A 17,551-nucleotide genomic window follows, 5' to 3' on the forward strand; every position below is an offset into this window, starting at 1 on the left:
CCCTTTTCGTTGTATGTGTTTTGAAAAATCGTGGAAACAAATAAAATAAATGATGTGTGAAGAAATATCAATCGTCCACCTTCACCGGCAACAACCATACGTTTCCTTCTATTGAACCCGCAATCGAACAAACTCAGCGGGTTAAGTCCATATATTCAGCAGTGAGTTTCATAAAAAGTGCTTCATTCCTTGAATCCAAACTCGCATCAATCTGTTCACGTAATTGATTCACTTTTTGATTGAATTCCATTTCATCAAGGATCATTTGGGCATACATTTCGACAACCGAGACCTTCGCCTGTTGTTCTTTGTAAACAACAAGCGCCTTCGTATTCTCCTGGAAAGAGTGATCATTGTTCATCTTTATTGCCCCCTTTGCACTTTTTACTATTCTACACCTTTTTTCTGAAAGTTACAACCATTTAGATTAATTTTCTTTTTACTTTTCTAACTATTATGATTTAAAGGATTCTGTTATTATTGAAACCTTTGGATATGCGCATCAACAGAGTACGGGTGTTCAGCTAAAGTTCCCCTCTTACCAAACCATTTTTTCATTCATTGCCTTATGTTCTTTTATGGATGCTTGCTTATCAGTGTAAAAAAAAGAAGCCAATTGGCTTCTTTTCAGGTAAAATTTTCACTTAATAACGTTGTGACTTTTGCTTGCTTCTTCCTCTGTAATTATTGCCCTGCCTGTGATCACGATCATGGGAATGATAATTTCTTCCTTTTCCGCCTCTTTGCTGTTGACGGCCTGAGGAGCGTTTCACCATAACAGGAGACTCGCGTGTCAGCCGAACCGGCGTCGTATCCGGTTCTTTCGTAATAATCTTCAGAGCGGCAGCCACCAGATCAGCTGCGTCAAAATCATTGAGCAATTCTTGAGCTTTGGCTGCGTATGCGTGGTAATTGCCGGACTCAAGCGTCTCCTTCAAATTATCAACCGCTACTTTTTGCTGGCCCACGAGTGCTTCTTCATAGCTCGGCGCATTAAGTTGTTTCATCGGCTGCTTCGTCAGACGTTCAATTGAACGAAGATGCGGGAATTCGCTTGGCGTAATAAAGGTTAGCGCCATACCGGACTTTCCTGCACGTCCCGTACGACCAATTCGATGCACATAGCTTTCCGGATCCTGCGGCAGGTCAAAGTTGTATACATGGGTCACATTGCTGACATCAAGACCGCGTGCGGCAACATCGGTAGCGATCAGCAGCTTCACTTCATTTTGTTTGAAACGGCGAAGCACTAGGTCACGCTTTGATTGAGTCAAATCGCCATGGATGCCCTCTGCCTCATAGCCGCGTTTTTGCAACGCACGCATTAATTCATCAACTCTGCGCTTCGTTCTTCCGAAGACAATCGCTCGTTCCGGTGATTGAAGATCGAGGAAACGAGTCAAAGCATCGAACTTCTCAGCTTCTCTAACCTTTACGTAGTTCTGTTCGATTAAAGAAACTGTAAGTGTTTTAGCTTTAACTTGAACCTTCTTTGGTTCATGCATAAATTTCTCAGCAAGCAGTTGAATAGGTTTAGGCATTGTTGCTGAGAAAAGGAGGGTTTGACGATCCTGCGGGGTACTTTCAAGAATTTCATGAATATCGTCAATAAATCCCATGTTCAGCATCTCATCTGCTTCATCAAGAACAATCATTTTGATCTGATCCAAACGAATTGTCCGCCTTTTGATGTGGTCAAGCAGCCGACCCGGTGTCGCTGAAATGATGCTTGGACGCCTCTTCAGATCACGTATCTGTCGTTGAATATCCTGTCCGCCATAAATAGCGACCGTTCTAACTTTTTTATAAAAACCAAGTGAACTCAGTTCCTGCGCGTTTTGAATAGCAAGTTCACGCGTAGGCGTAATAACTACACCTTGAATATCTGAATTCTGAGGATCCGCCGCCTCAATCATCGGTATACCGAAAGCAGTTGTTTTGCCTGTGCCCGTTTGTGCTTGACCAATTAAGTCCACACCTGTTTGAGCAACCGGAATTCCCTGCTCTTGAATCGGGGTCATATCCGTGAACCCCATCCGTTCGGTCGCCTTTTTAATTTCTTCACTAATTTCGAGTTCTGCAAATTTCATTAAGCTATACTATCTCCTTTTTCATGTTTAGTTTTATCAAACAAATGATTAGGCATTCCCCGCGACGGACGGAAAATGCCTACTAAACATTGAACGAGATTTCATCGTTGTTTTCAAAAGTAAACCTCTTCCATCCCTATGATTACCTAAACACATGAATTTACCTTAACATGTACAGACATGAAATGCAATGGAGGCATCGTGAAATACGGATTGAAACCACTGCATTCCGTCAATAATGACATTGTTCACATTCATTTCATAGGAAACAGGAATAAAGTGTAACACATTAGTCTAAAAGTGTGATAACATTTAAACATAATGACTGAGGAACGAGGGAAATGAAAAATGATTGAAACGTCAAAAGAGCCGGTTTTAATTTTTCTTTTCGGAGCAACAGGAGATTTAGCGCGAAGGAAACTTTATTCTGCTCTTTATAGACTTTACACCAGGGATCAAGAATTTGCAGTAATCGGTCTTGCGCGCCGCGCTCATACGGACGAGTCATTTCGGGATTTAATTAATGACTCGCTTCCTTCCGAAGCAGGACAGCGCAAGCACTTTTTAGCCCGTTTTTATTATAAACGTCTTGATATTACACGACCTGAAAGTTTTGCCACTTTAAAAAAATTCAGTGACGAGCTTGATACCCGCTATCAGTTGCATGGCAACAGAATTTTTTACCTTTCACTCGCTCCATGCTACTTTGCGGAAGCAGCGAAGAATTTGAAAAAAGCAGGCATCTCGGCAACTCCCGGTTGGAAACGGCTCATTATTGAAAAACCATTTGGGCATAACCTAGAATCTTCGAAGGAACTGAACGAAAGCCTGCTCCACGCGTTTAAAGAAGATGAAATTTACAGAATCGATCACTATCTCGGAAAAGAGATGGTTCAAAATATTGAAGTGCTGCGTTTTGCCAATCCGATTTTCGAAGCGATATGGAACCGCCGCTACATTTCAAATGTGCAGATTACGCTGAGCGAGACTTTGGGCGTTGGCGACCGTGCGAATTATTATGATCAGACAGGCGCTTTATTGGATATGGTTCAAAACCATATTATGCAACTTTTAACACTCGTGGCTATGGAACCGCCAACCCGGTTAGAAACAAATGATGTTCGCTATGAAAAAGTTAAGGTGCTTAAAGCAATACGTCCAATGAACATTAATAATATCGTGGAGCAAATTGTTCGTGGTCAATATGCAAGAGGAATAACACCCGAGCGTGAGAAACTTCCCGCATATATTGACGAGAACAACATCAGCAGTGATTCCGAAACCGAGACGTTTGTCGCAGCCCGCTTCCTAATTGATAATTATCGATGGCAAGGCGTCCCATTCTATATACGAACCGGAAAACGTATGGCTAAGAAATCAACACAAATTGTGATTCAATTTAAAAAGCTGCCGAAAAATCCATATTTCCATAACATTAATCACGTCGGGCCAAATCTACTCGTCATCTATATCTCTCCGGATGAAGGTCTTTCATTAAAATTAAATGTGAAGGAAAATGGAAATGCCGGGAATACCGTTCCTATTTCATTGAAATTCCGAAATAGCGAACTTGCCATGGAGAATATGCAAGATGCTTACGAACGGCTGATGGCAGACTGTATTAATGGCGATTCAACGAACTTCACGCGTTGGGATGAGGTTGCTTATTCCTGGGAAATTGTTGATTCCATTGTTGATTCATGGAAAAAGCGCCGAGTACCTGTTGACTACTATGAAGCGGGTTCGATGGGTCCGAATTCAGCAGATGAATTGCTTGAAAAGAATGGTCATCACTGGTGGCCGATCATGCAAATGGAATAAAAACTTCGACATAAGTCTATACTCGTTTTCTTACATCCTTTACTATATTTATACTTTGTGCAACAAAAAAACGCCTCGCGGCAATTTGCGAGACGTTTTTTTGTTTTTTAGGAAAGAGCAAAAGATCTGATTCGTTCTACTTCAGCATCAAATGCAGCAATCAGTCTCTCTGAGATCGGACCTTGTTTCCCATTGTTGATTATCTGATCATCAATTTGGAGGACCGGATTCACTTCATTACTGGTACTCGTGATAAATACCTCATCGGCATCTAATAATTCATCGACAGTGAATTTGCGTTCAACATATGGAATATCCAGCTGCTTCGCAAGATCAAAAACAAACAATCGCGTAATACCATTTAGAATGAAATGGTCGGCCGGATGTGTCACCAATTGACCGTTCTTTACAATAAAAACATTGCTCGACGATCCCTCTGTCACCGTCGATTCACGATGCAGTATGGCCTCACCGGCTCCAGACACATGTGCCTTTTGTTTTGCAAGAACATTGCCAAGTAAGTTGAGTGTTTTAATATCGCATCGCAACCAGCGAATGTCATCAGCAAGACATGCTTTGATACCTTTAGGACGGCTTGTAAGGTCACGTGTTCGTACTGACACAGATCCTGTGATCACAGTCGGCGTATTATCCGGAAAGAAGTGCTGACGCGGCGCCGCCCCCCGCGTAATTTGAAAATAGACAACCCCATCTTCCAAATTGTTCAACTCAATCAATTTCTTTATATTCTCAGTAAGATGGCCAACACTATAGGGTAGTGACAAACTAAGCTCACGAGCACTTCGTTCAAGACGCTTCATATGCGGTTCTAAGAGAAAAATACGACCGCTGTAAACCATCATCGCTTCATAAATTCCATCACCAAATTGATAGCCTCGGTCCTCAATATCCACTTTTGCTTGCTCACGATCAATAAATTGATCCTGATATAAAATCATAGCCACTGCCGCTTCCCCCTAAACGATTTATAATCTGATTATATGCCCCCGGTTAGAAACCGACAATCCCTGTTCGTGCTGATTTGACTATACCAATTATTTATCGGTTGCTTTATTTTCATTTATATAGTGAAGTAATCGATCAGACATTTTCAAATATCCTTTTTTATTTGGATGAAAATGATCATCGTAGAGAAGATGGTCCGTCTTGCCTTTAAATAGATCACTAGTAGGTATAAAAGATAGGGGTGTGAATTTTGCACTGATGCGCTTACTGTTGGTATTCCATTGATTCAAGATCGGGACAAAATCCTTGTTTGCTTTTCCAAGGTAATCCTCGAACGGGTTATAGAGTCCAAAATAATAGATATGCGCTTCTGGATTCAATTCGCGTATTTCCAAAAATATCTTGTTCAAATTCGATGAAAATATTTTTTGACGCTTTGCAAAATCGCTTTCATGCAAATCAAGAAAATTTTGTTTAAAAACATGAACTATGTCGTTTCCACCAATGGTCAAAAAAACCGTATTGGCAGCTTTAATGGAGTCACTGACTTTTTGCTGCTTCAGTTTCTTCAGCAAATCTTCCGACGTGTCCCCTCTATGACCGAAATCTTGCATAGTAACGTTCGTTACATTTTTCTCTTTCTTGAGCGCTTTTGTTGTTACACCCACGTAGCCTTGGTTTTCAAGATCTCCCACACCCTCGGTCAATGAATCACCGAGCGCAACAATCTTGTAATTGAGCGGTTTCGGTTTGATTTGTGGAGCCGTATTCCTGTCACTATGCCAGAATACGAGAAACGCAACAAAGATTGCCGCGATAATTGCTAAAATACTGATTACTACTCTCTTTTTTATAACCTTGTACCCCCTCCCTCACGCACTAATTTTATGCGTCGTACCACCATTGCAGCGCGATTTGTTCAATTCGTTTGCAGAGTTCATTTTTCCCCGTGCAATAGCTTTCACGATCATCTGGGAATTGTTGAGCCAGTTGACATTTCAGCGTACTATAAAAAGCTGCGTCTTCATCATGTGTCCTCAAGTAATCGCGAAATGCAAGATGCCGGACAACGTTATCCGTATCTACTACAAATATGTGCAAATGAAAAAGATGTCTGCCTTGCCCATCCTTCTTAACAAAGTACCTGCGCTGATGAATTCCATTTTCACCGAGTGCTGTATAATTGAGCTTGGAAAGTGATGAGTTTAACAAATCAACAGCATTCAAATCATTAACCTCGGCTAAGATATCAATTGTTGGTTTTGCGAAAATTCCAGGAATTGACGTGCTTCCCACATGATGAATCGCCTTTAAAACCGGCGTAAGCACATGCGCCACGCGTAACGCCTCTCTTTTATAGGATTCTGCCCATTCCTCGTTATAGGGAACAACCTGAATTTCTCTTTGTGCCAATTTAATCACCTCTATACCAGTCAGGAGAACTGATATCATTTTAACATAGCACGCCGTAAGAAAAATAAAAAAACAGCGTCATTTCGCTGTTTTTTTATTGAATGCGCTCTCATTTTTCTGTTATTTAACCGTATGTCTATTATCAATTTTGACTTCAATTTTTGCTAATTGTTTTTCATCCCTAAGAATTTCGGACTTGTTTTTCTGAATCAGTTCTTTAATGCTATCACGTTTCCTCATAGACAGCCCACCTTTCTACTCATCCTTTTGTTAAGAATAGTATATCATCTTTTTTTCATAAAATTTAATTGTGTGAATTTTTTATTATATATCTATCATTCCCCAACATTTGTTTTTAAAACCTGCATTTTTACATTTTGTCGAATGATTGTTCAATCTGCTACAATGGAGAAGTTAATTAAGACGGGAGGATTTTCCATGGATAAACAACTTATTGAAACACTTAAAAAGAATTATGATCGTTATTTGAAACAAATGACTGACTTCCTTTCTATTCCAAGTATTAGTTCCGATTCAACACATAAAGCGGATGTAAGACGAGCAGCAGAGTGGTTGGCGAATGATCTTAAAAACGGGGGGCTAGAGCATGTTCAAATTCTGGAAACCGCCGGCCATCCAGTTGTTTACGCAGATTTCCTGAAAGCAGAAAACAAACCAACTGTTTTGTGTTATGGGCATTACGATGTTCAACCGATTGACCCGATTGATAAATGGGATACAGATCCGTTCAATCCGATTATTAAAGACAATATCATTTATGGACGCGGAACAAGCGATGATAAAGGTCAAGTTTTTATGTTGGCAAAAATGGCCGAAACAATTCTATTGGCTAAAGGCGATCTTCCTGTCAATATTAAATTCTGCTTCGAAGGTGAGGAGGAAATTGGGAGCGCCCATCTCGATGAATTCGTGGATGACCATCTTGATTTGTTGAAAGCGGACGTATTGCTTGTGTCAGACACAACTATGTTGAGTATGGATCAACCAGCTGTCAGCTACGCACTTCGTGGGTTATGCGGCCTAGAGATTGAGCTTCAGGGACCAAAAGGCGATCTGCATTCAGGTGTTTATGGCGGGGCCGTACAAAATACGCTTCACGCAATGGTTGAGCTTCTCGGAACTTTGCATGACAATAAGGGCCATGTAACTGTTGATGGATTCTACGATCAGGTGGCACCACTTACCGATGAAGAACGGACGACTTGCGAGAAACTCTCGGATGATGAAGCTTTGAAAAATGAACTTGGTGTTGATACGTTGTATGGCGAGGAAGGCTATCCTACGGTCGCAAGGATTTGGTCTCGCCCAACTTTGGAATTGAACGGACTGTTCGGCGGATTTCAAGGTGAAGGCCTAAAAACCGTTATACCGTCAACGGCAACAGCAAAGATCACTTGCAGACTCGTTCCAAATCAGGATCCTGCACTCATTGGCGCTCTATTAACAAAGCATCTCAATGAACATTTGCCATCCGGCGTAAAGCTTGACGTCAGACTGTTGGATCATGCGGAACCATTCAGTATGCCAGTTAATCACCCAGCTCTTCAAGCTGCTCATAATGCTTTGGAAGAAGCGTTCAAGACAAAGGCTATCCTTTCTCGTCAAGGGGGATCGGTTCCGATTGTCAACACATTCCATGACAAACTTGGACTTGCACCGATTCTGATGGGATTTGGTCTGGACAGTGAAAATTTTCATGCGCCGAACGAGCATTTCCATCTTAAGAACTTTGATCGCGGTTTGCACGCTTTAATCGCATTCTTATATGATCTGCCGAAGCAAATGAACTAATTTTTCCCCCCCATTAAAAAAATTTGCTTTAGTAAAAAGCGAAGATTTAGTTATTTTTTTCTAGATAATTAAAAGAGGCTGTCCTCATTAAAAGGACAGCCTCTTTTTTGTTGAAGAAGTCATATGAAGTTTTTTCATCCAAAACGAATCTTTTCTAGAGACTCTTTAGTAAAAGAACTTTGGGAAAACCATAGGATCAATCTTTGACCTTTCCAACGGAACCCACTCCCCCGAAAATAATCCGAATGTTTGAAGGCACTAAAATGATCTCCTTCGATCATTATCCTGCCCCAATTGACGAATAAAATACACTGAAAGCAATAAATTTATTCCGTAAGTTTTCTGCGTAATACCGTTTGCAGGATGCCTCCATTGCGATAATAGTCAATCTCAACTTCACTATCAAAACGAACAATGACATTAAACGTAATCTCATTGCCTTCTGGGCTCACCGCTTTAGCTTCAACCGCATCTCTTGGTTTAACGTTCTCATCTACATAGACCGTAATGACTTCCTCGCCGGTCAAGCCAAGCGATTCAGCGCTTTGACCCTGTTCAAATTGCAAGGGAAGAACGCCCATCATTGCTAAATTGCTTCTGTGGATCCGCTCATAGCTTTGCGCGATCACAGCCTTTATCCCTAAAAGATTGGTTCCTTTGGCTGCCCAGTCTCGAGAACTTCCCATACCGTAGTCTTTTCCGGCCAGAACAACCAAATTTGTGCTGCTCTGCTTATAATTCATCGCGGCATCATAGATCGGCATGACTTCCCGGGTTGGCCAGTAGGTCGTATACCCGCCTTCGGTTCCCGGTGCAATCTGATTACGGATCCGGACATTGGCGAAGGTTCCCCGCATCATAACTTCGTGATTGCCTCGCCTTGAACCATATGAGTTGAAATCGAACCTCCGAACGCCTTTATCAAGCAAGTAACACCCCGCAGGACTTTTTGGCGCGATGGAACCGGCTGGGGAAATATGATCTGTTGTCACCGAATCGCCGAATTTACCAATGACGCGCATCGCTTCTAACGGCTTAATTTTATTTAGTTCAGCAGAAAGATTTTCGAAAAATGGTGGATTTTGAATATAAGTTGATTCAGTATCCCAATCATACAGTTCGCCTTCACTTGTCTGAATCGCATTCCATCGCTCGTTCTCAGTAAACACATTCTCATATTCCTTTTTAAAGCTTTCAGGTCCTACGGAACGATTCATCACTTCTTCAATTTCATCACTTGATGGCCAAATGTCTTTGAAATAAACATCATTTCCATCCGGATCTTTACCAAATGAATCATGCGTTACATCAAAATCAACTGAACCCGCCAACGCATAAGCGACAACAAGAGGCGGTGAAGCGAGATAATTCGCACGAATGAGCGGGTGAATGCGTCCTTCAAAATTTCGATTACCTGAGAGCACTGCGGATACGGTGAGATCTTTGTCTACAATCGCTTTTTCCACCGCTTCAGGTAGCGGCCCGGAGTTTCCGATACAGGTCGTGCAGCCATAGCCAACCACATTAAACCCTAATTTTTCTAGATAAGGAATCAGCCCGGCTTTCTCAAGATAATCGGTAACAACCTTTGAACCAGGGGCAAGGCTTGTCTTGACATAGTTCGGAACCGAGAGGCCTTTCTCCACCGCTTTTTTCGCAACAAGACCGGCTCCGATCATGACACTCGGATTGCTTGTGTTTGTACAGCTCGTGATTGCAGCAATTACAACAGCTCCTGTGTCTAAATCTTCTTGCGCTCCATTCTCGTAGACAACTTTTGCTGTTTTATTTAATTCACTTTTCTGAAAGCCGAATCCTTGATTACCAGATGGGCGTGTTAATGACGCCTCAAATTCTTCTTTCATATCGGTTAAGGCGATACGGTCTTGAGGACGTTTCGGGCCAGCTAGTGACGCATGCACGTCAGACAGATTCAATTCCAACACCTTTGTAAAGGTCGGATCTTCCGCATCAGGCGTATAGAACAATCCGTTCACTTTACAGTAGTCTTCGACAAGTTTCACCTGTTCTTCAGAGCGCCCGGTTAGGCGCAAGTAATCCAGGGTCACCTGATCCACAGGGAAGAACGTTGCTGTAGCTCCGTTCTCCGGAGACATGTTTGAAACTGTTGCGCGATCGGCAAGAGACATATGCGAGAGACTCGGTCCGAAGAACTCAACAAATTTACCAACAACGCTTTCTTCACGCAGCAACTGAGTCACACGCAAAGCAAGGTCCGTCGCGGTCGTTCCATTAGGCAGACTGCCCACAATACGTACACCAATGACATCCGGAACCGGAAAATAGGATGGCTGACCAAGCATACCCGCTTCAGCCTCAATACCGCCGACGCCCCATCCGAGAACGCCCAGTCCGTTAATCATGGTTGTATGCGAATCTGTCCCAACCAACGTGTCTGGGAACGCAAGTATTTCTCCATCTTTATCATTAATCGCATGAACAACGGAAGCTAGGTATTCGAGATTCACTTGATGAACGATACCGGTAGCTGGTGGAACCGCACGAAAATTTTGGAAGGAAGATTGTGCCCATTTCAAGAATTTATACCGTTCTTCATTACGTTCAAATTCTCGATCCATGTTAAAAAGAAGCGCTTGATTTGTTCCGAATTGATCGACTTGGACTGAATGATCCACGACCAGATCTACCGGTTTTTCCGGATTTATCTTTTCAGGATCGCCGCCCAGATCCGCCATTGCTTTTCTCAACGATGCAAGATCGACAACAGCTGGTACACCCGTGAAGTCTTGAAGAATGATACGTGATGGATTAAATGGGACATCAATGCTTTTATCCAGTTTATCAGTGCCCCACCTCGCTAAATTTTCCACATGTTCTTTCTTAATCACGCTGCCATCACATTGGCGCAGAACAGCTTCCAATAATACTTTAATCGAATAAGGGAGCTTTTCAATATCACCATAATCCGACAATGCGCTTAGTTGATAAAAGTTTATTGTTTTCCCATTGCTTGAGAACGTATTTAAGGCTTTGAAAAAATCATTTTTTTTCATTGATTTTGCTTCGACCTCCGCTGCCATCGTCTCACCATCCTGTCTGATTTTTGACTATGTCTTTATATTAATCATAATGGATCATTTTCATTAAGTAAATTCTATTTATTCTATTTACATTCATAAGTGACGCTTATCATGATAGATACAATAAAAAAGATAAGCACATCTTGCAATGCTTATCCCCTAGGCAGAGTGATCATTAATTTATATCGATCGGCTCGAAAAAGCGATTTGGTTTGCTCAATTGGTTGACCGTTTTCTAAGTATGAACGGCGTTCGATTAATAAAATCGGTGAAGATTTAGGTACTTCCAAAATCTTTGCTTCTTCGGCAGTGACAATCGCAGCTTCAATCGATTGATCTGCGTGATCGATCATTAATCCGCATTCGCGTTCAATGTATCGATAGAGTGAAGGACTTGCCAACTCTTCGGTAAGATTGGGAACCAATTTCGTCGGAAGATAGCATGTTTCAATCGCCATCGGTTTACCATCTGCAAGTCGCGTACGTTTAATTTCAAACACCTCGTCCACTTCCGACACTCCGAGATGCTCAGCAATTTTGACGCTTGGCCGGATCCTTTTAAAACTCAGCATTTTGCTTCCGGGATTCATCCCGCGTCCAATCATATCTTCTGAAAATCCGTTAAGTCCAAACAGGGATTTTTCGATCTTAGCTTGATTGGACACAAAAGTGCCTTTTCCTTTAATCCGAATCAGAATCCCTGAATTCACTAAATCCATGATTGCCTGTCGAACAGTCATTCGTGATACATGAAACTGATCAGTGAATTCTCGTTCGGAAGGAATTTGATCGCCGGCTTTCAAATTCCTGCTCTCAATTAACTGTTCAATATAACGTTCAATCTGATAGTACATCGGCACCGGAGACTTACGGTCAATCATTCCATCATTCCTTGCTGATTTTAATTAGAGATAATGCAGGTTCATCAGCGATCACCGTTACATTTGGATGCTGAACCAGGGCTGAAGCAGGAAAACTGCTGTCTGGGACTGACGCTCGAACAAGCTTGCTCATTGCGTCAGCCTTCTCTTCACCGGAAACAACCATGATAATTTTCTTGCTTTTTAATATTGTCCCGATGCCCATTGTAACGGCTCGCTCAGGTACCTCCGAAATACTGCCGAAATAGCGAGCATTTGCGTCCCGGGTTGAATCAGTTAATTTTACTACATGTGTGCCAATCGTTAAAGGGGTTCCTGGTTCATTAAATCCAATATGTCCGTTACGGCCGATCCCAAGCAGCTGAATATCCACTCCTCCAAGACTTGCGATCAAATCATCGTAACGAGCACACGCTTGTTCCGATATATCTTCACTATTGGGGAGATGCCGCTGATTCTCCGGGAGATCGATATATTTAAAGAAATGATCTTTCATATAAGTGTGGTAACTGTTCGGGTCGCTTGGATCAATGGCAGCATATTCATCAAGATTGACCGTGTGAACCTTATGATAACTCGTTCCATGTTCGCGATAGTCGGCAACTAACTCTTTATATGTTCCTTCCGGTGTTCCACCAGTTGCGAGTCCTAGCACAGCGTCAGGCTTATTCTGAACAACCTCACGAATGATCTGTGCAGCTTTACGACTCATTTCATTTATATCTTTAACAGCGATAATCTGCATTTTATTGCACCTCTTCCTTTTGATAAGCAATCGTCCCTCGGCAAATCGTCAATACTAACTCATTTTGTTCATTTAAGACAATTAAATCGGCATCTTTACCCGCCTCGAGAGATCCTTTACGATCAAAAACGCCGCACTGCAACGCAGGGTTAATCGCGCCCATCTGCACCACATCAGCGAGTGTCGCGTCGGTAAAGGCAAGTATATTGCGCAAAGCATCTTTCATTTTCAGCACACTTCCGGCGATGGTACCATCTTTAAGCACGGCAAGACCGTTATCTACATACACATCCTGACCGCCAAGATCGTAGACACCTTTATTCATGCACTTCGCGCGCATAGAGTCAGTGATCAAAATCATCCGATCACTGCCTTTTAACTTGTATGCGAGATTTACCATACCTTGACAGACATGATGACCATCACAGATTAATTCCGTATAAAGACCATGATGAAGCAGTGCTCCTCCCAGAACGCCGGGTTCGCGATGGTGCATCCCTCTCATCCCGTTATACAGATGTGTCACTTGAGTAGCTCCTGCATCGATCGCTCGGATCACATCTTCATCAATACCGTTGGTGTGTCCGATTGAAGGGACGACACTTTGCGCTTTCAAATGGCGAATAAAATCAAAACCTCCTTTCGCTTCAGGTGCAAGTGTTACTTCTTTGATGTGATTGCCCGACAAATCTTGCCAATGATCGAAAAGCTCGCAATCTGGTTCAAGAATAAATTCTTCTGGTTGTGCACCTGTTTTCTCCTTATTTATAAATGGGCCTTCCAAATGGATGCCGATAATCTCTGCTTCCCCCGATTTCTGATGGCCAATCGCTTCACCTGCGTTGACAACGGCTTTTTCAATTGCAGGGATCGATTGTGTGATAGTCGTCGCTAAAAATGAAGTGGTTCCCTCTTTAGCAAGCGCAGCGGCAATGGTGCTCAAGGCTTTCGGTGTTGCGTCCATTGTATCTGCGCCGTTTGCTCCGTGAATATGCATGTCAATCATACCTGGCAAACACTTGTAGGTATCCGGAAAATGGAGCGTTTGGTTCGCGGTTGCGGTTTCATTTGCACCAATACTGACAATCTTTTCCTTATCGATCAACAGACTGCTTTTTTCCAACCACTCATTCTTGCTGTAAATAGAGCATCCTTCAATTTTAGTCGCCATACAATCGCTTCCTTTTTTCTTTTAGTTTATCACTCAATTCGTCGTATTGTCTAGACATCTATACGTAATGATTATCCAACTTAATTTGAACGTCTATTAATCAACTCAATCTCTCCCTGATTAGTTACCCATTCGCATAGTCGGTATGTTTCCAATGCGTCTCTTTTATCAATTGGTTCACTTTGTCCCATTTTAACCGCCTGAATGAATGCAGAAATGATTGGTTCAAAACCACGTTTGTGAAGTGTGCTCGTCCAATCATCAAATCGTTTCAACTGTCTTGCAGTGCCTTCTATCCATTCTCGTTCCATAAGATTATGAACGACACATTCCCCATGCCTAGTCATCACTTGTGTTGTTTCCTCATTTGCGCCGCTTACACGATTCATGATTCCCGACACAAGAATATGTCCGCTTCGAAATAGCGCGAGTATTCCTGAACATTGGTTTTCACTATTCCATGAAAAATGAACAGAGATTGGATCAATTGGCTTCCCGATGATAAATCGTACAGTGTCTAAAACGTGAATAAAATCATCGTATACAATGGTTCGCAAATCACCGGAGGCGTCCACTCGATTCTTTTGACAGATAATCATTGTTTTATCAGGCAAAAGCGATGCTTCTGTAAGCAGTGGAGCAAATCTTCTGTTGAATCCTGTGGTCAGCATAACATGTTTTTCTTCAGCAAGCTTCGTCAGATATACAGCGCTTTCAAAATGATCCGTAAGCGGTTTATCTGTATATACAGCTATACCTTCGTGAATCAAACGCTCAATAATCGTTGGATGCGCAGGCGTCGCCGCATGCACAAATGCAGCCTGTATCCCTTGTTTCAACAAATCATCAATCGATGTAAAAAGATGGTTCCATCGATACTTGGAGCGAATTTCATCGAGCGTATTTTCATTACGCGTGCAGAAATAAAAATCAACATCGTCCATGCACGCATAGATTGGAAGATAGGCATTTGCGGCAATTAAACCAATTCCAATTACACCTACTTTAATCACAGAACATCCATCCTCGCACTTGTTTCTTCCTATTGTAATACAATTCTCCCATGAATGGTTTATACAAAAGGGTTAAAGAATCATTTTCAATTCTAGTAGTACAACAGTCAGCAAATTTTCTTGTTCTTCGTATGTATTCTTCACGGCCTAAACTTTTACAACCATGTTATCTTAGATTTCGCTCTTCCGAAAGATCCGCCACTTTTCAAAAAAAGTTAAGAATCCCTTCTGTCGGTTTCATTTCTTGTTCTTTCCATACAGCCATAGGTTCAGACTTTCCTAACAAATAGCATCCAAACTTAACTGTATAAAAAATAGCACCACCTTCTGTTTATTTTCAACAGAAAATGGCGCTAAAAGTAAAGTTGAACCCTTAATCAAATCAAATTTCTAATTAGGATGAAGGACGTCAACTCATGAAATAAGCGAGACACGTAGACGTATCCGTGTTTTATGTAAACCGTTCAAAACCTTGCTGCGCCTAAGCGTTGCTTATTTCGTTTGATGATTGATCGCTTTCATCATCTGATTAATTTTCTTTTGTGACGGGTGCTGGCCCATTTGCGCCATCATCACGCGCAACATGTTTTCATTAATCGGCGGGTTTTTCTTAAGATAGTTCATCATATATTTACGGGCGATTAAAAAGCCGAGGATCAATCCGGCTGCCAAGCAAATGACGCCCACGAGTATGTACCAGAGCATTCGTATGCTTCCTCCTTGTGTCAATTATCCATAGTTCAGTTTACACTATCTCATGATTTCCGGTCAACCTTGTACTCCTTGAAATCGTTCATTTCATCAAAAGATAGATAAAAAAAAAGAAAGCGTGTTCTTATAATAATAAGAAAAGCTTTCTTCTGAAGGAGGATGAAAAATGGCCATTAATAATTTTAAAATCATTAACGGTTAAAAACTTCGCAAACACCAAAAATCAGAAAGGGACAAAGTGTTTGTACCAATACATGAACATCTAAATCCCTTTGTTATATAACAGTATATCACAAAAGCATACTTTTGCCAACGTAAAATAACCCACTCATAAATTTAACAACTCACTTTTTCACCGGAATGATAAGCCTTTGATTTGGAATTATGTGGTCACGGATTAATCCATTCTTACTCTTTGTCCAACTGACGAATGCCTGTTTTGATAGCCCTGGATTCTCATTTTGGTATTTTGTGGCAATAGACCAAAGTGAATCCCCTACTTTAACCGTAATTTTTTCATAGTTATTTTGATCAGCAGCAACTGTATTTGTTAATGTCAAAAATAAAACAACTGTCATAATACAAAACAAGATAAGAAACGAAAGACCTTTTGTTTTTTTATTCGTAACTAAATTCATTTAAAATTTCCCCCTCTAAGGAATGTGTGTTCTCGAGAACTCTTGTTCGTTGTAACTATCTTAATGCGAACGTGCATTTGTGTCAATGGTTTTAGAACAAATGTTTGCTTCTGTTTTTTTTGAATGGTATACTATTGACAAGATAAGGAAAAGGAGAAGCATTATGAAAATCTCAAATCGGCAGCAGTCTATATTAGATTTTATAAAACATGAAGTTGCGAGCAAAGGCTATCCACCATCGGTACGTGAAATTTGCGACGCCGTCGGACTCGCATCGAGCTCAACGGTGCATGGTCATCTTGCACGCCTAGAAAAAAAAGGATATATCCGGCGTGATCCCACGAAACCAAGAGCTATTGAAGTGTTGGACCATGACAATGATGTATTTACGGAAAAGACAGTAAATATTCCTGTTATTGGAAAAGTAACCGCTGGGCTCCCAATCAGTGCCATTGAAAATATTGAAGAATATTTTCCCATTCCAAGTTCAATGGTTGAGGATGCTGACGCATTTATTCTTAACGTATCCGGCGAAAGCATGATCAACGCAGGCATTCTTGATGGAGACAAGGTAATCGTCCGACAGCAGCATACAGCTGAAAATGGTGAAATTGTTGTTGCGATGACCGATGAGGACGAAGCAACTGTTAAGCGTTTCTTTAAGGAAAAAGACCATGTAAGACTTCAGCCGGAAAACTCACTGATGGATCCAATATTACTTGATAATTGTGTTATTCTTGGGAAAGTCGTTGGTGTCTTCCGGTCAATCAAATAATCTGATACACAGATTCAAAGAACAATGTATGCAAAAGCCTCGGAGAAACTAGTGATCTTCCGAGGTTTTTCTATAAGCAAGAAAGGATGATTTTGGTCCAGATACTAAGATAAGTGGCATTTTAAAGATATGAAAAGTGAGATGCCTGCAGGAGCGTCTCTGTTGATCGTGAGGCAGTGAACCCCCGAAGATAATCATCTGTTCGTGGAGGCTTCCGGATCACCCCAAGCGAGCAATCGGAGCATACACAAAAATCAGTATGGTTTATGGCCAAGCACAGCTTGATTTTTCCTAACAAGTAAAGAAACATCCATGACCCGCTTGAATGAAAATATAAAATGCCCTATTTACGTATAAAAGTTTATTATTTTGCCTTGCCGGTACGATGATAAGGTCATAAGGTTCGATTGGGCGATCAGGTAAGCCCCCAATCTGAGAAATAAACGGAAAAAT

At 41.5% G+C, this 17,551-nt stretch carries 16 protein-coding genes; 3 read left to right on the forward strand and 13 right to left on the reverse strand.

Going from position 1 to position 17,551, the window contains the following annotated elements; translation table 11 throughout:
* Positions 1 to 133 precede the first annotated feature (133 nt).
* Together BM003_RS01445 and cshA are read right to left on the reverse strand one after the other, a co-directional pair.
* Positions 134 to 361, reverse strand: coding sequence for an IDEAL domain-containing protein (locus tag BM003_RS01445; protein WP_093669333.1), 228 nt, complete (start codon positions 359 to 361; stop codon positions 134 to 136).
* Positions 362 to 644: 283 nt separating this feature from the next.
* Positions 645 to 2,090 (reverse strand): degradosome RNA helicase CshA, encoded by a 1,446-nt coding sequence (cshA, locus tag BM003_RS01450; RefSeq protein ID WP_093669335.1) that lies wholly within the window; start codon positions 2,088 to 2,090, stop codon positions 645 to 647.
* 348 nt (positions 2,091 to 2,438) lie between these two features.
* On the opposite strand from cshA, the gene zwf reads away from it, so the two are divergent.
* Positions 2,439 to 3,911: a glucose-6-phosphate dehydrogenase gene (gene zwf / locus BM003_RS01455; protein WP_093669337.1), complete on the forward strand. Its 1,473-nt coding sequence runs from the start codon at positions 2,439 to 2,441 to the stop codon at positions 3,909 to 3,911.
* Between the two features lie 107 nt (positions 3,912 to 4,018).
* Here the strand turns inward: zwf and dat are convergent, their stop codons facing one another.
* The 4 genes from dat to BM003_RS01475 all read right to left on the reverse strand — a co-directional run bounded on the left by dat (position 4,019) and on the right by BM003_RS01475 (position 6,530).
* On the reverse strand, positions 4,019 to 4,876 hold the full coding sequence (dat, locus tag BM003_RS01460; RefSeq protein ID WP_425441030.1) for a D-amino-acid transaminase: 858 nt from the start codon (positions 4,874 to 4,876) through the stop codon (positions 4,019 to 4,021).
* Between the two features lie 90 nt (positions 4,877 to 4,966).
* Positions 4,967 to 5,731 carry an SGNH/GDSL hydrolase family protein gene (locus BM003_RS01465; protein ID WP_425441032.1) on the reverse strand — a complete coding sequence of 255 codons (765 nt, stop codon included), beginning with the start codon at positions 5,729 to 5,731 and terminating at the stop codon, positions 4,967 to 4,969.
* A 31-nt stretch (positions 5,732 to 5,762) separates the two neighbouring features.
* On the reverse strand, positions 5,763 to 6,290 hold the full coding sequence (locus BM003_RS01470; protein ID WP_177184572.1) for a GrpB family protein: 528 nt from the start codon (positions 6,288 to 6,290) through the stop codon (positions 5,763 to 5,765).
* A 120-nt stretch (positions 6,291 to 6,410) separates the two neighbouring features.
* The gene (locus BM003_RS01475; RefSeq protein ID WP_093669343.1) at positions 6,411 to 6,530 is read right to left on the reverse strand and encodes an FbpB family small basic protein; all 120 of its coding nucleotides are present in this window, start codon (positions 6,528 to 6,530) and stop codon (positions 6,411 to 6,413) included.
* 198 nt (positions 6,531 to 6,728) lie between these two features.
* Here BM003_RS01475 and BM003_RS01480 point away from each other — a divergent pair, with 198 nt between their 5' ends.
* The gene (locus tag BM003_RS01480) at positions 6,729 to 8,102 is read left to right on the forward strand and encodes a dipeptidase (RefSeq protein WP_093669345.1); all 1,374 of its coding nucleotides are present in this window, start codon (positions 6,729 to 6,731) and stop codon (positions 8,100 to 8,102) included.
* A 326-nt stretch (positions 8,103 to 8,428) separates the two neighbouring features.
* On the opposite strand, the gene acnA is transcribed toward BM003_RS01480, so the two are convergent.
* The 7 genes from acnA to yneA all read right to left on the reverse strand — a co-directional run bounded on the left by acnA (position 8,429) and on the right by yneA (position 16,323).
* The gene (acnA, locus tag BM003_RS01485) at positions 8,429 to 11,137 is read right to left on the reverse strand and encodes an aconitate hydratase AcnA (RefSeq protein WP_093669696.1); all 2,709 of its coding nucleotides are present in this window, start codon (positions 11,135 to 11,137) and stop codon (positions 8,429 to 8,431) included.
* 179 nt (positions 11,138 to 11,316) lie between these two features.
* Entirely contained in the window at positions 11,317 to 12,045 is a 729-nt protein-coding gene (locus BM003_RS01490; protein WP_093669347.1) for a GntR family transcriptional regulator, read from the reverse strand.
* 4 nt (positions 12,046 to 12,049) lie between these two features.
* A complete protein-coding gene (gene nagB, locus BM003_RS01495; protein WP_093669349.1) occupies positions 12,050 to 12,790 on the reverse strand; it encodes a glucosamine-6-phosphate deaminase in 741 nt (246 codons plus the stop codon).
* A gap of 1 nt (position 12,791) precedes the next feature.
* A complete protein-coding gene (nagA, locus tag BM003_RS01500; RefSeq protein WP_093669351.1) occupies positions 12,792 to 13,961 on the reverse strand; it encodes an N-acetylglucosamine-6-phosphate deacetylase in 1,170 nt (389 codons plus the stop codon).
* An 80-nt stretch (positions 13,962 to 14,041) separates the two neighbouring features.
* Positions 14,042 to 14,974: a Gfo/Idh/MocA family protein gene (locus tag BM003_RS01505; RefSeq protein ID WP_177184573.1), complete on the reverse strand. Its 933-nt coding sequence runs from the start codon at positions 14,972 to 14,974 to the stop codon at positions 14,042 to 14,044.
* A 492-nt stretch (positions 14,975 to 15,466) separates the two neighbouring features.
* Complete coding sequence (locus BM003_RS01510; protein WP_093669355.1) at positions 15,467 to 15,679, reverse strand: YneF family protein; 213 nt, start codon at positions 15,677 to 15,679, stop codon at positions 15,467 to 15,469.
* A 350-nt stretch (positions 15,680 to 16,029) separates the two neighbouring features.
* A complete protein-coding gene (gene yneA, locus BM003_RS01515; RefSeq protein WP_093669357.1) occupies positions 16,030 to 16,323 on the reverse strand; it encodes a cell division suppressor protein YneA in 294 nt (97 codons plus the stop codon).
* A 160-nt stretch (positions 16,324 to 16,483) separates the two neighbouring features.
* Between yneA and lexA the strand changes: the two genes are divergently transcribed.
* Positions 16,484 to 17,098, forward strand: coding sequence for a transcriptional repressor LexA (lexA, locus tag BM003_RS01520; protein WP_177184587.1), 615 nt, complete (start codon positions 16,484 to 16,486; stop codon positions 17,096 to 17,098).
* Positions 17,099 to 17,551: the final 453 nt, after the last annotated feature.

This window comes from Sporolactobacillus nakayamae, assembly GCF_900113325.1.
In the GTDB taxonomy this organism is placed as follows: Bacteria; Bacillota; Bacilli; order Bacillales; family Sporolactobacillaceae; genus Sporolactobacillus; species Sporolactobacillus nakayamae.